The sequence below is a fragment of the Streptomyces sp. NPDC001515 genome, from assembly GCF_053597115.1.
In genome coordinates, this window is sequence record NZ_JBSFHN010000003.1 from 178812 (window position 1) to 194409 (window position 15598).

General features: G+C 73.7%; 17 protein-coding genes. 8 read left to right on the forward strand and 9 right to left on the reverse strand.

Annotated elements, in window-relative coordinates:
- Positions 1–69: 69 nt before the first annotated feature.
- The 4 genes from ACWCXC_RS05925 to ACWCXC_RS05940 are packed head-to-tail and all read left to right on the forward strand — an operon-like array spanning position 70 to position 3528.
- On the forward strand, positions 70–825 hold the full coding sequence (locus ACWCXC_RS05925) for an enoyl-CoA hydratase family protein (protein WP_450679951.1): 756 nt from the start codon (positions 70–72) through the stop codon (positions 823–825).
- A gap of 14 nt (positions 826–839) precedes the next feature.
- Positions 840–1688, forward strand: coding sequence for a CoA transferase subunit A (locus ACWCXC_RS05930; protein WP_450887018.1), 849 nt, complete (start codon positions 840–842; stop codon positions 1686–1688).
- Positions 1685–2464 (forward strand): CoA-transferase subunit beta, encoded by a 780-nt coding sequence (locus ACWCXC_RS05935; RefSeq protein ID WP_450679950.1) that lies wholly within the window; start codon positions 1685–1687, stop codon positions 2462–2464. Before ACWCXC_RS05930 ends, ACWCXC_RS05935 begins: the two co-directional genes overlap by 4 nt.
- Positions 2465–2478: 14 nt before the next feature.
- A complete protein-coding gene (locus ACWCXC_RS05940; RefSeq protein ID WP_450887020.1) occupies positions 2479–3528 on the forward strand; it encodes an NAD(P)H-dependent flavin oxidoreductase in 1050 nt (349 codons plus the stop codon).
- A 64-nt stretch (positions 3529–3592) separates the two neighbouring features.
- On the opposite strand, the gene ACWCXC_RS05945 is transcribed toward ACWCXC_RS05940, so the two are convergent.
- The 9 genes from ACWCXC_RS05945 to ACWCXC_RS05985 all read right to left on the reverse strand — a co-directional run bounded on the left by ACWCXC_RS05945 (position 3593) and on the right by ACWCXC_RS05985 (position 11438).
- Positions 3593–4648, reverse strand: a complete 1056-nt coding sequence (locus ACWCXC_RS05945; protein WP_450886874.1) for a serine hydrolase domain-containing protein — start codon at positions 4646–4648, stop codon at positions 3593–3595.
- Positions 4645–5568 (reverse strand): DUF6895 family protein, encoded by a 924-nt coding sequence (locus ACWCXC_RS05950; protein WP_450679948.1) that lies wholly within the window; start codon positions 5566–5568, stop codon positions 4645–4647. Before ACWCXC_RS05950 ends, ACWCXC_RS05945 begins: the two co-directional genes overlap by 4 nt.
- Before the next feature lie 22 nt (positions 5569–5590).
- A complete protein-coding gene (locus tag ACWCXC_RS05955) occupies positions 5591–6565 on the reverse strand; it encodes a DUF6895 family protein (RefSeq protein WP_450886876.1) in 975 nt (324 codons plus the stop codon).
- On the reverse strand, positions 6562–7281 hold the full coding sequence (locus ACWCXC_RS05960; RefSeq protein WP_450679946.1) for a hypothetical protein: 720 nt from the start codon (positions 7279–7281) through the stop codon (positions 6562–6564). Before ACWCXC_RS05960 ends, ACWCXC_RS05955 begins: the two co-directional genes overlap by 4 nt.
- Before the next feature lie 10 nt (positions 7282–7291).
- Positions 7292–7468, reverse strand: a complete 177-nt coding sequence (locus ACWCXC_RS05965) for a hypothetical protein (RefSeq protein ID WP_219569054.1) — start codon at positions 7466–7468, stop codon at positions 7292–7294.
- A gap of 234 nt (positions 7469–7702) precedes the next feature.
- On the reverse strand, positions 7703–8860 hold the full coding sequence (locus ACWCXC_RS05970; protein WP_450886879.1) for an acetyl-CoA C-acetyltransferase: 1158 nt from the start codon (positions 8858–8860) through the stop codon (positions 7703–7705).
- A 30-nt stretch (positions 8861–8890) separates the two neighbouring features.
- Positions 8891–9484 (reverse strand): TetR/AcrR family transcriptional regulator, encoded by a 594-nt coding sequence (locus ACWCXC_RS05975; protein WP_450680097.1) that lies wholly within the window; start codon positions 9482–9484, stop codon positions 8891–8893.
- Positions 9485–9489: 5 nt separating this feature from the next.
- Positions 9490–10275 carry an SDR family oxidoreductase gene (locus ACWCXC_RS05980; protein WP_450679944.1) on the reverse strand — a complete coding sequence of 262 codons (786 nt, stop codon included), beginning with the start codon at positions 10273–10275 and terminating at the stop codon, positions 9490–9492.
- Entirely contained in the window at positions 10272–11438 is a 1167-nt protein-coding gene (locus ACWCXC_RS05985) for an acyl-CoA dehydrogenase family protein (RefSeq protein WP_450679943.1), read from the reverse strand. The genes ACWCXC_RS05980 and ACWCXC_RS05985 overlap by 4 nt, the downstream gene beginning before the upstream one ends.
- A 46-nt stretch (positions 11439–11484) precedes the next feature.
- On the opposite strand from ACWCXC_RS05985, the gene ACWCXC_RS05990 reads away from it, so the two are divergent.
- The 4 genes from ACWCXC_RS05990 to ACWCXC_RS06005 are packed head-to-tail and all read left to right on the forward strand — an operon-like array spanning position 11485 to position 15596.
- Positions 11485–12333 carry an enoyl-CoA hydratase gene (locus ACWCXC_RS05990; protein WP_450679942.1) on the forward strand — a complete coding sequence of 283 codons (849 nt, stop codon included), beginning with the start codon at positions 11485–11487 and terminating at the stop codon, positions 12331–12333.
- Positions 12333–13508 carry an acyl-CoA dehydrogenase family protein gene (locus tag ACWCXC_RS05995; protein WP_450886882.1) on the forward strand — a complete coding sequence of 392 codons (1176 nt, stop codon included), beginning with the start codon at positions 12333–12335 and terminating at the stop codon, positions 13506–13508. The genes ACWCXC_RS05990 and ACWCXC_RS05995 overlap by 1 nt, the downstream gene beginning before the upstream one ends.
- Entirely contained in the window at positions 13508–14494 is a 987-nt protein-coding gene (locus ACWCXC_RS06000; protein ID WP_450886884.1) for an acyl-CoA dehydrogenase family protein, read from the forward strand. The genes ACWCXC_RS05995 and ACWCXC_RS06000 overlap by 1 nt, the downstream gene beginning before the upstream one ends.
- A 25-nt stretch (positions 14495–14519) precedes the next feature.
- Complete coding sequence (locus tag ACWCXC_RS06005) at positions 14520–15596, forward strand: acyl-CoA dehydrogenase family protein (RefSeq protein ID WP_450886886.1); 1077 nt, start codon at positions 14520–14522, stop codon at positions 15594–15596.
- Positions 15597–15598: the final 2 nt, after the last annotated feature.

Here is a 15598-nt window from a genome sequence, read left to right on the forward strand (position 1 = left end):
CCCACGGCGTCCGTATCGCTGCTACCTTGAACCAAACAAACGTTAGGTGGAAAGGTAGCTGATCTGCTCATGGGTGTCTCCACCTCGGTCCCGGAAGAGGGCGTCGCCGTCGTCACCGTGGACTTCCCTCCGGTCAACGCCCTTCCCGTCCGGGGCTGGTACGACCTCGCCGCCGCCGTGCGCGCCGCCGGGGCCGATCCGGACATCCGCTGCGTGGTCCTCACGGCCGAGGGCCGGGGCTTCAACGCGGGCGTCGACATCAAGGAGATGCAGCGCGCGACGGGCCCCGAGGCCCTGATCGGCGCCAACCGGGGCTGTTTCGAGGCGTTCGCCGCGGTCTACGAGTGCGAGGTGCCGGTGGTCGCCGCCGTGCAGGGCTTCTGCCTGGGCGGCGGGATCGGGCTGGCCGGCAACGCCGACGCGATCGTGGCCAGCGAGGACGCGACCTTCGGCCTGCCCGAACTGGACCGGGGCGCGCTCGGCGCGGCCACGCATCTGGCCCGGCTGGTCCCCCAGCATCTGATGCGCACCCTCTACTACACCTCGCGCACGGTCACGGCCGTCGAACTGCACCGGCACGGCTCGGTCTGGGACGTCGTCCCCCGGGAGAAGCTCGCCGCGGCCGCGCTGGAGCTGGCCCGCGAGATCGCCGCGAAGGACGGCTCCCTGATCCGGATGGCCAAGGCGGCCATCAACGGCATCGACCCCGTCGACGTGCGCCGCAGCTACCGCTTCGAGCAGGGCTTCACCTTCGAGGCCAATCTCAGCGGTGTCGCCGCCCGTGTGCGCGACACCTTCGGCACGGACAAGGAGCAGCAGGCGTGACACACGACAAGACGATGACGCCCGAGGACGTCGTCGCCCGGCTGGAGAGCGGCATGACGCTCGGCATCGGCGGCTGGGGTTCGCGGCGCAAGCCGATGGCCCTGGTCCGGGCGCTGCTGCGCTCGGACGTGACCGATCTGACGGTGGTCTCCTACGGCGGCCCGGACGTGGGCCTGCTGGCGGCGGCCGGGAAGATCCGCAAGCTGGTGGCGGCGTTCGGCACGCTCGACTCGATACCGCTGGAGCCGCACTTCACCGCGGCCCGGCAGCGCGGCGCCTTCGAGATGGCCGAGCTGGACGAGGCGATGATGATGTGGGGGCTGACGGCGGGCGCGCAGCGGCTGCCGTTCATGCCGGTGCGCGCCGGACTGGGCTCGGACCTGATGACGGTCAACCCGGCTCTGCGCACGGTCACTTCTCCGTACGACGACGGCGAGAAGCTGGTGGCGGCGCCGGCCCTGCGGCTGGACGCGGCACTGGTCCACGTCAACCGCGCGGACCGGCAGGGCAACGGCCAGTACCTGGGCCCCGATCCGTACTTCGACGACCTGTTCTGCGAGGCCGCCGACCACGCGTACGTCTCCTGCGAGCGGATCGTCGAGACGGCCGACCTGCTCAAGGAGCACGGGCCGCAGACGCTGCTCGTGAAGCGGCCGTTCGTGGACGGGGTCGTCGAGACGCCGAACGGCGCGCACTTCACCTCGTGCGTGCCCGACCACGACCGGGACGAGTCCTTCCAGCGCGCCTACGTGCGGGCCGCCCGCGACCCCGAGGCATGGCCCGCCTTCGTCGAACGGTTCCTGTCCGGGGACGAGGCCGCCTACCAGGCCGCCGTCACCGCGTTCCACCAGGAGGAAGCATGAGCGCCACCGACACCACCGCCACCCGGGCCGTGAGCCGCGCCGAGTACTGCGTGGTGGCCTGCGCCGAGGCATGGCGCGGCGCGGGCGAGATCCTCGCCAGCCCGATGGGCACCGTGCCGGCCATCGGCGCCCGGCTGGCCCGGCTGACCTTCTCCCCGGAGCTGCTGCTGACCGACGGGGAGGCCCTGCTGATGGCCGACACCCCGGCGGTGGGGGCACGGCCCGGCACCGTCGAGGGCTGGCTGCCCTTCCGGCAGCATCTGACGCTGACCGCCACGGGCCGCCGCCACGTCATGATGGGCGCCAGCCAGATCGACCGGCACGGCAACCAGAACATCTCCTGCATCGGCGACTGGGCCCGGCCCGCGCGCCAGTTGCTCGGGGTGCGCGGGGCGCCGGTCAACACCCTCAACAACGCCACCAGTTACTGGGTGCCCAAGCATTCCTCCCGGGTCTTCGTGGAGCACGTCGACATGGTGAGCGGGGTCGGGTACGCACGCGCGGCCGAGGCCGGCCCGTCCGCGACCCGCTTCCACCGGATCCCCGAAGTGGTCAGCAACCTCGGGGTGTTCGACTTCGAGACGCCCGACCGCACGATGCGGCTGCGCTCGCTGCACCCCGGGGTGAGCGTCGAACAGGTCACCGAGGCCACCGGATTCGCCCTCACCGTCCCCGACGAGGTGCCCTTCACCCGGGACCCCACCGAGGCGGAGCTGCGGCTGATCCGCGAGGTCATCGACCCCGCGGGGCTGCGCGAGCGCGAGGTCCCGGCGTGACCGCGACGGCTCCGCTGCCGACCGCGCTCACCGAACTGGTCGGGGTGCGGTACCCGATCGTGCAGACGGGGATGGGATGGGTGGCCGGTCCCCGGCTGGTGTCGGCCTCCGCGAACGCGGGCGCGCTCGGCATCCTGGCCTCCGCGACGATGACCGTCGAGCAGTTGCGCGCGGCGGTCCGGGAGGTGAAGTCCCGTACGGACGCGCCGTTCGGCGTGAACCTGCGGGCGGACGCCGGGGACGCGGGCGAACGGGTGCGGATCATCGTCGAGGAAGGCGTGCGGGTGGCGTCCTTCGCCCTCGCCCCCTCCAAGGAGCTGATCGCGCGGCTCAAGGACGCCGGCGTCGTCGTCATCCCCTCGGTGGGGGCGCGCCGGCACGCGGAGAAGGTCGCCGCGTGGGGCGCGGACGCGGTGATGGTGCAGGGCGGCGAGGGCGGCGGGCACACCGGCGAGGTGGCCACCACGGTGCTGCTCCCCCAGGTGGTCGACGCCGTGGGGATCCCGGTGATCGCGGCGGGCGGCTTCCGCGACGGCCGCGGGCTGGTCGCCGCGCTGGCCTTCGGGGCGGCCGGGATCGGCATGGGCACGCGCTTCCTGCTGACCTCCGACAGCACCGTCCCGGACGCGGTGAAGGCGAAGTACCTGGCGGCCACCGTCAAAGACGTCACGGTCACCGACCGGGTGGACGGACTGCCGCACCGGATGCTGCGCACCGCGATGGTCGACTCGCTGGAGCGCGCGGGCCGGGTCTCGTCCCTGCTCCGCGCGGTACGGCACGCCTCGGCGTTCCGTAAGGAGTCCGGGGCGAGCTGGCCGCAGCTGGTCCGGGACGGTCTGGCGATGAAGCACGGCAAGGAGCTGACCTGGAGCCAGGTGCTGCTGGCGGCCAACACCCCGATGCTGCTCAAGGCGTCGCTGGTGGAGGGCCGCACCGACATCGGCGTGATGGCCTCGGGACAGGTGGCCGGGCTGATCGAGGACCTGCCCTCGTGCGCGGAGCTGGTGGAGCGCGTCATGGCCGAGGCGCGGGCGGTCCTGAAGGAGCTGCCCGGGGCCGACTGACCTCCCGCACACGGCCCGGGGGCGGTCCGGATCCCTTCGGACCGCCCCGCCTCCGCGCGGAACGTCAGAGCCTCTCCGTCAGCAGTGCGTGGACCGTCGCGACGAAGGGGTCCGTCCGGTGGACGCGCCGGGCGCACATGGCCGCGAGGGCGGTCCCGGTGTCGGGGCGGAAGCCGAGGAACATCTGCTGTCCGAGCGTGGCTCCCGCGTGGAAGCAGACCGGTCCGCGCGGTGACGGGTGGCGGAACCAGGTGAGCGTGTGCGTATGGGCGTGCCCCAGCCCGCGCCGCAGCAGCGGCCGCCGTACGTCCGTGAACGCGGTGGCCAGCGCGGGCGTGGGCGCCGCGTTACCCGGAAGGTGGGCCTCCAGGAAGGTCAGCAGGTCCGCGGGTGCCGCGCGGACCGCTCCGGCGGCGGGGAAGCCTCCGGTGTCCAGCGCGGGCAGCGGTGTGCCGTCGCGCCGGTGTCCCACCGCGTCACCGGGCGGGGGTCCCGGCCGCAGCCGGGTGCCGTGCAGTCCGAGCGGGTCCAGCACCTCTCGCCGGAGCAGCGCCTCCCAGGGCGTACCGGTCGCGGCGGCCAGGGTGTGGCCGAGTACGGAGACGGCGAAGTTCGAGTAGTGCCAGCGGGTGCCCGGACGGTGGCGCGGGCGGGCGCGCAGGAACGCGCGGACGACGCGCTCGGCCGGGTAGCGGCTGTAGGGCGCCGTCGACCACCGGGGCAGCGCCTGCGGATAGAAGTCGGCCGGCAGCCCGGGGAGTCCCGAGGTGTGGGTGATCAGATGGCGCAGGGTGATCGCGCGCACCGAGGGGTGCACCGGATGCCCGGGGGCCAGCAGGTCGGCCGCCCGGTCCTCGTACCGCACCCGGCCCGCGGCGACGAGGGCGGCCAGGAGCAGCCCGGTGAAGGGCTTGGAGGCGGAGCCCAGTTCGTAGCGGGGCGCGTCGTCCGGCCGTACGCCCGCGTCGAGCCGGTAGGTGCGCCGGCCCCGGTCGCTGAGCGCGATCACGAGGCCGGGCGCGTCGATGGTCCGGGCGGCGTCCGCCAGCAGGCGGGCCCGCTCGCCGTCGTCCGGGTGCGGACCGGCCGGGGTCCGGCGGAGCTCCTGCGGGGCCGTCACGCCGGGGCCGGCGCGGAGAGGTCCGACAGGGCGCGGGACAGGGCCAGCGCGGAGGCGAACGCGGCGACCAGCGTCGGATGGTAGACGAGGTCGAAGACGGACTCCTCGTCGCCCTCCGGCATCTCGCCCATCACCGGCATCGCCCCGTCGGGCTGCTGGGCCGCGGCGAATCCCGCCCAGGCCGCCGGGTCGAGGGTGGGCTCGGGGAGGCACGCGTCCACGACGAGCAGTTCGCCCAGCAGGTCCCACCGTCCCAGGTCGAGCCAGTCGTCGAGCCACACCGGCAGCCAGAGGGCGAGGTAGTCCGCCACCTCGGCGGGGAGCCCGGCGGGTTCGGCGCCCCAGTCGGTCAGGTGGAAGACGGTGTGGGTGATGTCGTAGCCGATGTTCCCCTCGACCGTCCAGGGCTCGGGCTGCCGGGACAGCCAGGTGCGCCGGAACGCCTCGTCGGCCGGCATGCTGGGCTCCAGGCCGAAGCGGCGCTCCATGGCGCTGAGTCCGAGCCGGCGCACCGGCACCACCTCCAGCGCGCCCCAGCTGGTCAGCCGGTGGTTCAGCCGGACGGCCGCCTCCAGGGGCGGTGCCTCGTAGCCGAGTTCCCGGAACGGTACGTAGACCTCCATCGGGACCGGGCAGAGCGGTTCGCGCCGCTGACCGTCGAGGAGGCGGCTTCCGGATCCCAGCAGTTCGTGCCAGGCGTGGTCGAGGAGCTTGCGGGCCAGCTCGGCCTGGCGGGAGCCGGCGACGCCCTCGCGGAAGATGACCTTGCTGATGAGCGCCAGTTCGCCCAGCGGCTTGAACCGGTCCAGGACGCCCACCTCGGGAGGCGGGTCGTCGTCCAGGCGGAATCCGGACCGGTGCGTGTACAGCCATTCCAGGGCCCGCGCGCCGACGTCGTGGATCTGCTGGATGCCGTTCATGCGGCGATTCCCTTCGTACGGCTCATGCGGAGACCCGGCGACCGGTCAGCCGGCGCAGGCACAGCGCGGCGGCGAACGCCGTGACCAGGGTGGAGTGGTAGCAGGCGAGGAAGGGGTACGGGTCGGGGTCCCCGTCCGCCGGATCGGCCGTGGGGCCCGTCTCGGGCACCGAGCCGCCCGGGGCCTGCGCGGCGGCGAGCGCGGGCCAGGCCGCGTCCAGCAGATCGGCGGGCGGCGGGCCCGGCAGCGCCGCGGCGACCGCGAGCAGTTCGCCCGTCAGGTCCCACTGGAGGCTCTCCAGGCAGCCGTCGGTCCAGGGCGGCAGCCAGGCGCGCAGATAGGCGTCGATGTCCGCGGGCATCCACTCGGGGAAGCAGCACCAGTCGGTGACGTGGAAGACCGTGTGGGTCAGCGCGTAGCCGGAGGGCCCCTCGAACATCCAGGGTTCGCTGAGCCCGCCCAGCCAGGTCCGCGCGAGCACCTCGCCGGCGTCGGCGTGCGGCGCGTCGCCGACCCGCACCTCCGAGTTGATGAGTCCCAGCTCCCGGTTGGCCTGCTGCTCGGTGCGGGCCCACCCCCGGGTCGCGGCGAGGGTCCCGGCCAGGGCCTCGAAGCGCTCGTTGCGCAGTCCCTGTCCGGCGAAGGCCGCGTAGATCTCGTACGGGTACGCGGCGAAGGGCTCGGCGCGCAGCAGGTCCAGGAGCAGACCGCCCGCGCGCACCTGGTCCCACGCGAACGCGACGAGGTCCCGGGCCGTGCGGTGTTCCGGCGTGTCCGGGTCGGTGCTGCGGCACACGGTCGAGCAGAGCTGGGCCAGTTCGCCCAGGGGTTTGAGGGTGTGGTCGACCTTGGTGTGCGGTTCCAGCACGTCCGGCGGGAGCACGAAGCCGCTGCGGTGGGCGTCGGTCCAGCCGAGCGCCCCGCGCAGCACGCCGGGCAGGACGGACAGGGCCGCGCCCGCCGTGGCGCCGGGTGCGGTGGCCGCCGGTGCCGTCACCGGTGCCGTCCCTCGGCCATCAGCCGGGCCGCCCGGACGTGCAGGGCGACACGGGGGTCCGTACCGCCCATGAGTTCGACGAAGTCGAGTCCCCGGTCCAGGCCCAGACTGTCCGGGCGGCCGTCGAGTGCGGCCAGCCAGCGGCCGGTTCCGGCGGCCTGGAGCCAGTCGCGCCGGCGGACCGCGCGGACGAAGCCCCGGGACAGGTCGACGACCCGGTGGGCCGCGGCACGGTGCACGGCCGACGAGGCGGCGGGCACGGCGAGCGGGGCGAGGACGGAGAGCTGATGGGTGAAGGACTGCCACGGGGCGCCTTCGAGCCAGGCCGCGTCCGGTTCCTCGGCCGGGGCGGCCGCGAGCGGCGCCCGGCCCGCGCCGACGGCGGCCGGCGCCGTCCGGTGCAGGGCGGACACCATGCCCCAGTGGCTCCACATCGCGGCGTCCGAGGCGTCGGGCCGGGGCGGGAAATCCCGCACGGCGCGGTGGAGGAGGGCGACGTCGCCCGGATGCGGATGGCGCCCGTGGAGCACGCTGGGCAGCAGCAGATCGGCACCGATGACGCGTACCGCGGCGATTCCCGTCCGGTCGTCCTCGTCGATCCCCGCCGCGCCGCACACCGTGGCGAGGTGGTCCCCGCTCCGAAGAGCGAGGACCACCTCTGTTGCCAGGTCATGCACGGCGCCCGCGAGGGGAGACGGAGCATGTGACTGGTCCATGGCCTGCCGACTAGCCCTTCTTCGGGCGCGGGGTCGGAGGCGAGAGGAGCAGCGCGGAGCCGCCGCCCAGGAGGGCGAGGTACGCGCACTCGCGCGAGTCCCGGTAGAAGCCCTCGGCCTCGCCCGGGTTGAGCGCCTCGTCGAGGTCCAGCTCGATGTCGGTGGCAGTGGTTTCCGTGGTGTACATGGTGATGCCCCGTCCTGTAGGAAATGGGGGTTGCCGTACGTTCCGAGTGGAATCCACGGAATGCGCCTCCGCAAACCGAGAGGCCCCGCCCAGGGAGTTCTCCATTCAATTGAATGATGAATTCAGAACTCTCCGGTAAGTCCCTGACCAGGGGAAATGCGCATTTCCTTCATCGAATGGAGGGTAGTGCGCGGGGCGCATTCAGCGTTTCCCGGCGCGCTCCCGGCAGGCTCTTCAGAGTCGCTCGATGATGGTGACGTTGGCCTGGCCGCCGCCCTCGCACATGGTCTGGAGGCCGTAGCGACCGCCGGTGCGCTCCAGTTCGTGCAGGAGCGTGGTCATCAGCTTGGTGCCGGTGGCGCCGAGCGGGTGGCCGAGCGCGATGGCGCCGCCGTTGACGTTGACCTTCTCCGGATCGGCGCCGGTCTCCTTCAGCCAGGCCAGCACCACGGGCGCGAACGCCTCGTTGATCTCCACCAGGTCCATGTCGTCGATGGACATCCTGGCCTTCTTCAGCGCGTACGCCGTCGCCGGGATGGGCGCCGACAGCATCCGGATCGGGTCCTCGCCGCGCACCGAGAGATGGTGGATGCGGGCCCGGGGCGTCAGCCCGTGCTCGGCGACGGCCCGCTCGGAGGCGATGAGCAGCGCCGAGGCGCCGTCGGAGACCTGGGAGGAGACGCCCGCGGTGAGCCGGCCGCCCTCCACCACGGGCTTGAGTCCGGCCATCTTCTCCAGGGAGGTGTCGCGGCGCGGGCCCTCGTCCACGGTGACGTCCCCGTAGGCGACGGTCTCCCGGGCGAAGCGGCCTTCGTCGATGGCGCGCAGCGCCCTCTGGTGGGAGCGCAGGGCGAAGTGCTCCATGTCCTCGCGGCTGATTCCCCACTGCTCGGCGATCAGCTCGGCGCCGTGGAACTGGTTGACGGGGGCGTCGCCGTAGCGGGCCCGCCAGCCCTCGGAGCCTGCGTACGGGCCCTCGGTGAGGCCGAGGGGTTCGGCGGCCTGACGGCTGGCGAAGGCGATGGGGATCATCGACATGTTCTGGGTGCCGCCGGCGACGACCAGGTCCTGGGTGCCGGACAGGACGCCCTGGGCGGCGAAGTGGACGGCCTGCTGGGAGGAGCCGCACTGCCGGTCGACGGTGGTGCCGGGCACCTCCTCGGGCAGGCCCGCGGCGAGCCACGCGGTGCGGGCGATGTCGCCGGCCTGCGGGCCGACGGTGTCCAGGCAGCCGAAGACGACGTCGTCGACGGCGGCCGGGTCGATGCCGGAGCGCTCGACCAGCGCGGTGATGACGTGGGCACCGAGGTCGGCGGGGTGGACGGCGGACAGGCCGCCCTTGCGGCGGCCGACCGGGGTGCGGACGGCTTCGACGATGTAGGCCTCGGCCATGACTGCTGCTCCTTGGATGAGAGAGGGGGATCAGGTGCGGGTGGTGATGCCGGAGAGGACCATCGACAGGTACTGCCGGGCGATCTCCTCCGGGCTGTGGGTGCCGCCGGGGCGGTACCAGGAGGCGGCGACCCAGACGGTGTCGCGCACGAAGCGGTAGACGAGCCGGACGTCGAGATCGGCGCGGAAGGCGCGTGCGGCCACGCCGCGCTCCAGGGTGCGCAGCCAGGCGTTCTCGAACTTCTGCCGGGAGTCGGCGAGATGGGCGAAGCGCGGCTGCGCGGCCAGGTGCCGGAACTCCTTCTGGTAGATCGCGACCGCGGGCCCGTGCCGGTCGATCTGGCGGAAGGACTGGGTGACGAGCCCCGCGATCGTCTCGGTCGGGCCGAGCCGGGCGGCGAGCACGGTGTCGTAGCCGGCCCACAGCTCGTCCAGGAACGCCGTGAGGATCTCGTCGAGCATCGACTCCTTGGAGTCGAAGTGGTAGTAGAGGCTGCCCGCGAGCAGGCCGGCCTCGTCCGCGATGCGGCGGACGGTCGTGGCGTTGTACCCCTGGGCGGCGAACACCCCGGCGGCGGTGGCGAGGAGTTCGGCGCGTCGCTCGGCGTTGGGGGTCGGGGTGATCGCCGTCACGCCCTCTGGCTGCTGACGGAGACGGTCTCCCCCGTCATGTACGAGGAGTAGCCGCTGGCCAGGAAGACGATGACGTTGGCGATCTCCCAGGGCTCGGCGTAGCGGCCGAAGGCCTCGCGTGCGGTGAGTTCGTCGAGGAGTTCGGGGGTGGTGACCTTCACCAGGTGGGGGTGCATGGCCAGGCTCGGGGCGACGGCGTTGACGCGGACGCCGAAGTCGGCGGCCTCCAGGGCGGCACAGCGGGTCAGGGCCATGACGCCCGCCTTGGCGGCGGCGTAGTGGGCCTGGCCGCGCTGGGCGCGCCAGCCGATGACGGAGGCGTTGTTGACGACGACACCTCCGGCGGCGCGCTCCCTGAAGTGGCGCAGGGCGGTGCGGGTGCAGCGGAAGGTGCCGTTCAGGGTGACGTCGAGGACCTTCGTCCACTCCTCGTCGGTCATGTCGACGAGGTCGGCGGTGCCGCCGAGTCCGGCGTTGTTGACGACGATGTCGAGGCCGCCGTGGCGTTCGGCGGTGAGGGCGAACAGCGCGTCGACCTGGTCCTGGTCGGTGACGTCGCAGGCCAGCGCGGCGACGCGGTCCGCGCCGAACTCCTCGGCGAGCGCGTCGGCGCTCTGGGCGAGGCGGCGCGCGTGGGCGTCGGAGAGGACGACCCGGGCGCCCTCCTCCAGGAACTTCCGGGCGGTGGCCCCGCCGATTCCGGCGCCCGCGGCGGCGGTGATCACCGCGGTGCGTCCGTCCAGCAGGGAGTGGCCCGGCACATAGGGCGGCGGGGTGGTCACGGGCGGATCTCCTTGGGCAGGCCGAGGACGCGCTCGGCGATGATGTTGCGCTGGATCTCGTTGGATCCGGCGTAGATGGTGTCGGAGCGGGAGAAGAGGAACAGCCGCTGCCAGTCGTCCAGTTCGTACGGGGCGGCCGGGGCGGTCATGCCGCCGGCGCCGAGAACGGCCATGGCCAGTTCGCCGAGTTCGCGGTGCCAGGTTGCCCAGAAGATCTTGCCGATGGACGCCTCGGGGCCGGGAGCTCCGGCCGCGACGCCGTCGAGCATGCGCAGGGCGTTGCAGCGGATGGTCTCCAGACCGGTCCAGGCGCGGGCCAGGCGGTCCCGGATCAGCGGGTCGTCGGCGGCGCCGTTGCGGCGGGCCAGGGCGATCAGGGTCTCCAGTTCGCGCCGGAAGCCGACCTGCTGGCCCAGTGTGGAGACGCCGCGTTCGAAGCCGAGGGTGGCCATGGCGACCTTCCAGCCGTCGCCCGGCGCCCCGACGACGTGGTCCGCGGGGGTGCGGGCCCGGTCGAAGAACACCTCGTTGAACTCGGAGGTGCCGGTGAGCTGCTGGATCGGGCGGACCTCGACGCCCTCCTGGTCGAGCGGGACCAGCAGATAGGAGAGCCCGGCGTGGCGGACCGATCCGGGTTGGGTCCGGGCGACGACGAAGCACCACTGGGACTCGTGGGCCAGTGAGGTCCAGATCTTCTGTCCGGTGACGACCCAGTCGTCGCCGTCCCGTTCGGCCCTCGTGCGCACGTTGGCGAGGTCGGAGCCCGCGTCGGGCTCGCTGTAGCCCTGGCACCACAGCTCCTCCGCGGCGACGATCGGCGGCAGGAACCTGGCCCGCTGCTCGGGGGTGCCGAAGGCCACCAGGGTGGGTCCGAGGAGCTGCTCCCCGATGTGGTTGACGCGGGCGGGCGCGTCGGCGAGGGCGTACTCCTCGTGGAAGGCGACCTGCTGCTCGATGGTGGCGCCCCGGCCGCCGTACTCCTCGGGCCAGCCCACGCAGGTCCAGCCCTCGGCCGCCATGTGCCGTTCCCAGGCGAGCCGTTCGGCGAATGCCTCGTGCTCGCGGCCGGGGCCGCCGCGGCCGCGCAGGCCCGCGAAGGGGCCCGTGAGGTGGGCGGCCAGCCAGCCGCGGATCTCGGTGCGGAACTCCTCGACGCTGCTCATGGGGGTACGTTAATCTACCAAACACTTGTTAGGGAAGGAGGGGCCGATGTCCGCTGCCCCCGACGAACCGGTGCGCTACGAGAAGCGGGGCCCGGTCGCGATCGTGACCATGAACCGGCCCGCGTACCGCAACGCGCAGAACTCCGCGATGACCTACGCCCTGGACCGGGCGTTCTACCGCGCGGCCGACGACGGCGAGGTGAAGGCCGTCGTCCTGGCCGGTGCCGGCGAGCACTTCTCCGCCGGCCACGACATCGGCACCCCCGAACGCGACGCGCACCTGCCGTTCGAACGCCGGGCGGGCCTGTGGTGGGACCACTCCGACAAGGAGGGCGCGGAGAGCCGCTTCGCCCGGGAGTCGGAGGTCTATCTCGGCATGTGCCGGCGCTGGCGCGACCTGCCCAAGCCGCTCATCGCCTCCGTCCAGGGCGCGTGTGTGGCCGGCGGGCTGATGCTGGCCTGGGTCTGCGATCTGATCGTGGCCTCGGAGGACGCGTTCTTCGCCGATCCGGTGGTCCGCATGGGCATCCCCGGCGTCGAGTACTTCGCCCACCCGTGGGTGATGCCCCCGCGCATCGCCAAGGAGTTCCTGTTCACCGGGGACCGGATGAGCGCCCGGCGCGCCTACGAGGTGGGCATGGTCAACCGGGTGGTGCCCCGGTCCGAACTGGCCGGTCACACCGAGGAACTGGCCCTGCGCATCGCCAAGATGCCGCGCATGGGCCTCGCCCTCACCAAGCGCGCCGTCAACCAGGCCGAGGACCTCCAGGGCCTGCACACCGGCATGGACTCGGTGTTCGGGCTGCACCACCTGGCCCACGCGCACAACGCCGAGACCGCGCCCGACGCGCTCGGCGGCATGGACATCCGGGCGATGAAGAAGGCGGGCGGCTGATGGACCTGGCATTCGACGCGGCCGACGAGGCGTTCCGCTCCGAGGTACGAACCTGGCTGGCCGCCCACGTGCCGGCCGCCCCCCTGCCGTCCCTGGAGACCGCCGAGGGCTTCGCCGCCCACCGGGCCTGGGAGGGCGTGCTGTCCGCCGACCACTGGTCGGTGGTCTCCTGGCCGCGGGAGTTCGGCGGGCGCGACAGCTCCCTGCTGCACTGGATGATCTTCGAGGAGGAGTACTACGCGGCCGGCGCCCCCGGACGGGTCAGCCAGAACGGCATCAACCTGCTCGCCCCGACGCTCTTCGAGCACGGCACCGCCGAACAGCGCGCCCGGGTGCTGCCCCCGATGGCGCGCGGCGAGGTCATCTGGGCCCAGGCATGGTCCGAGCCGGAGTCCGGGTCGGACCTGGCCTCGCTGAGGTCGCGCGCGGTGCGGACGGAGGGCGGCTGGCTGCTGAGCGGCCAGAAGACCTGGTCGTCCCGGGCCGCCTTCGCGGACCGGGCCTTCGGCCTCTTCCGCAGCGACCCGGACGCGGACAAGCCGCACCGGGGGCTGACGTATCTGATGTTCCCGCTGGACGCCGAGGGGGTGACGGTCCGGCCGATCGGCCGGCTCGACGGCAAACCGGCCTTCGCCGAACTCTTCCTGGACGAGGTGTTCGTCCCCGACGAGGACGTCATCGGAGAGCCCGGCCAGGGCTGGCGGGTGGCGATGAGCACCACCGGCAACGAACGCGGGCTGACCCTGCGCAGCCCCGGCCGGTTCACCGCCGCCGCCGAACGGCTCACCGCCCTGTGGCACGCGCACGGCGACCCCGCGGACACGGCGCTGCGCGACCGCGTCGCGGACGCGGTGATCGGGGCACGCGCCTACCGGCTGTTCTCCTACGCGGGCGTCTCCCAGGTGCTGCACGGCGAGGGCGGGCCCGCCGGGGCCGCCTCCAGCCTCAACAAGATCTACTGGTCGGAGCTGGACATCGCGCTGCACGAAACGGCGCTCGATCTCCTCGGCCCCCACGGCGAACTCGCCGACCACGCCGCCGAATCGCCCGCCGGCGGCGCCTGGGCGGAGGGCTACACCTTCTCCCTGGCCGGGCCCGTCTACGCCGGAACCAACGAGATCCAGCGCGACATCATCGCCGAGCGGCTGCTCGGCCTGCCGAAGGGACGCCGGTGATGCGCTTCTTCCCCGACGCCGAGCAGCGGGAGTTCACCCGCTCCCTCGACGCCCTGCTGACCTCCGCCGGCACCCCGGCCGTGATCCGGTCCTGGGCCGCCGGCGACCACGCACCGGGACGGGAGCTGTGGGCCAGGCTGGCCGAGGCGGGGGTGTTCGCACTGGCCGTGCCCGAGAAGTACGACGGGTTCGGACCCCTCCCCGTCGAACTGGCCCTCGCCTTCGAGGTGCTGGGACGGCACGCCGTGCCCGGGCCGCTGGTCGAGACGGTGGCCGCCGCCGCCCTGCTGGACAGGCTCGGCGACGACGGCGAGGCCGCCGCGCGGCTGCCCGGGATCGCGGCGGGCACCTCGCTGGTCACGCTGCGCCCGGCCGGGCCCGGCCCGTTCGCCCTGGACGCCGACGCCGCGGACACCGTCCTCGTGGTGGACGGCGACACCCTGCTCCTGGCCGAGGGGGCGGGGCCCGTACAGCCCTCGGCCGATCCCGCGCGGCGGCTCGCCCGGCCCACGGGCGGCACGGTCCTGGCCGCCGGTCCGGCGGTGGCGGCCGCCGCCGCGCACGCGGCCGACGTCGCCGCGCTGGCCACGGCCGCCCAGTGCCTGGGGCTCGGCCGGGCCCTGCTGGACCGTACGGTCGCCTATGTCACCGGGCGCACCCAGTTCGGCGTGGCGATCGGTTCGTTCCAGGCGGTCAAGCACCGGCTGGCGGACACGCTGCTGGCGCTGGAGTTCGCCGAGCCGCTGGTGCGGGGGGCCGCGCTGGCGCTGGCCGGCGGGGACCCGGACGCCGGACGGGACGTCGCCGCCGCCAAGGTCACGGCGGGCGAGGCCGCGTACGGCGCGGCCCGCACCGCGCTCCAGTTGCACGGCGCCGTGGGCTACACCGAGGAACTCGATCTGTCGCTGTGGATCCGCAAGGCCCGGCCGCTGCGCGACGCCTGGGGCACTCCGGCCGCGTGCCGGGCCCGCGTCCTGGCCGTCTGACCCGCATGCCGAAGGGAGCAGTCCGATGAGACTGACGCAGGAGCAGGACGAACTGCGCGCGGCCGTGCGCGCGGTTCTGGAGCGGCATCCGGGCGACGCCGCCTGGAAGCCGCTGGCCCGGCAGATCGGGGCGGCGGGACTGGCCGTGCCCGAGGAGTACGGCGGGGCGGGCGGCGGCGCCCGGGACGTCCACGTCCTGATGGAGGAGCTGGGCCGGAGCCTGAGCCCGCTGCCCCTCCTGGGCTCGGCGGTCCTCACGGCGGGGGCGCTGCTGGCCTCCGGGGACGGGGCGGCGTGCGCGCGGCTGCTGCCGGGACTCGCGGACGGCACCTCGGTGGGCGCCCTGGCGTGGGCGGAGGGGGGTTCCTGGGAGACCGGGGCGGTCCGGGCCTCGGCGGTGCCGGGGCCGGACGGGGAGTGGCGGCTGACCGGGGCGAAGGAGTACGTCCTGGACCGGCCGGAGACCGATGTGCTCCTGGTCGCCGCCCGGACCGGGGCCGGGGTATCGCTCTACGAGGTGGCGCCCGGCACCGACGGGGTGCGCCGGGAGCCCGTCGTCCCCATGGACTCCACCCGGGCGCTGGCGCGTTGGGTGCTGGACGGGGCCCGGGCGCGGCTGCTGGGCACGGACGGCGGGGGCGGGCGGGTCCTGGAGCACGTACGGGACCTGGCGTGCACGGCCCTGGCGGCGGAGCAGGTGGGGGCGGCGGAGGCCTGTCTCGAACTCACCGTCGCCCATGCGCGGGACCGGGTGCAGTTCGGCCGGCCCATCGGTTCCTTCCAGGCCGTCAAGCACCGGCTGGCCGACGCCTATGTCCTGGTGGAGTCGGCGCGTTCGGCCGCGCTCGGTGCCGCGTTCGCCGCCGACCGGGACCCGGATGCGCTGCCGCGTGCCGCCGCCGTCGCGAAGTCCGTGTGCTCCGAGGCGTTCTCGGCGGTGGCCGGCGAGACGATCCAGCTGCACGGCGGGATCGGGATCACCTGGGAGCACGACGCCCACCGCTACTTCAAGCGGGCGCACGGGACCGGCGAACTGTTCGGCCCGCCCGCCCTCCACCGCGCCCGGCTCGCCGCCGGGCTCGGACTCGTCGCGGCACGCTGACG

What these genes read in the sequence shown, in the direction of transcription:
- ACWCXC_RS05925 (WP_450679951.1), top strand. Translation starts at nt 70, where the DNA reads ATGGGTGTCTCCACCTCGGTCCCGGAAGAGGGCGTCGCCGTCGTCACC.
- ACWCXC_RS05930 (WP_450887018.1), top strand. Translation starts at nt 840, where the DNA reads ATGACGCCCGAGGACGTCGTCGCCCGGCTGGAGAGCGGCATGACGCTC.
- ACWCXC_RS05935 (WP_450679950.1), top strand. Translation starts at nt 1,685, where the DNA reads ATGAGCGCCACCGACACCACCGCCACCCGGGCCGTGAGCCGCGCCGAG.
- ACWCXC_RS05950 (WP_450679948.1), bottom strand. Translation starts at nt 5,568, where the DNA reads ATGAACGGCATCCAGCAGATCCACGACGTCGGCGCGCGGGCCCTGGAA.
- ACWCXC_RS05960 (WP_450679946.1), bottom strand. Translation starts at nt 7,281, where the DNA reads ATGGACCAGTCACATGCTCCGTCTCCCCTCGCGGGCGCCGTGCATGAC.
- ACWCXC_RS05965 (WP_219569054.1), bottom strand. Translation starts at nt 7,468, where the DNA reads ATGTACACCACGGAAACCACTGCCACCGACATCGAGCTGGACCTCGAC.
- ACWCXC_RS05970 (WP_450886879.1), bottom strand. Translation starts at nt 8,860, where the DNA reads ATGGCCGAGGCCTACATCGTCGAAGCCGTCCGCACCCCGGTCGGCCGC.
- ACWCXC_RS05985 (WP_450679943.1), bottom strand. Translation starts at nt 11,438, where the DNA reads ATGAGCAGCGTCGAGGAGTTCCGCACCGAGATCCGCGGCTGGCTGGCC.
- ACWCXC_RS05990 (WP_450679942.1), top strand. Translation starts at nt 11,485, where the DNA reads ATGTCCGCTGCCCCCGACGAACCGGTGCGCTACGAGAAGCGGGGCCCG.
- ACWCXC_RS05995 (WP_450886882.1), top strand. Translation starts at nt 12,333, where the DNA reads ATGGACCTGGCATTCGACGCGGCCGACGAGGCGTTCCGCTCCGAGGTA.
- ACWCXC_RS06000 (WP_450886884.1), top strand. Translation starts at nt 13,508, where the DNA reads ATGCGCTTCTTCCCCGACGCCGAGCAGCGGGAGTTCACCCGCTCCCTC.
- ACWCXC_RS06005 (WP_450886886.1), top strand. Translation starts at nt 14,520, where the DNA reads ATGAGACTGACGCAGGAGCAGGACGAACTGCGCGCGGCCGTGCGCGCG.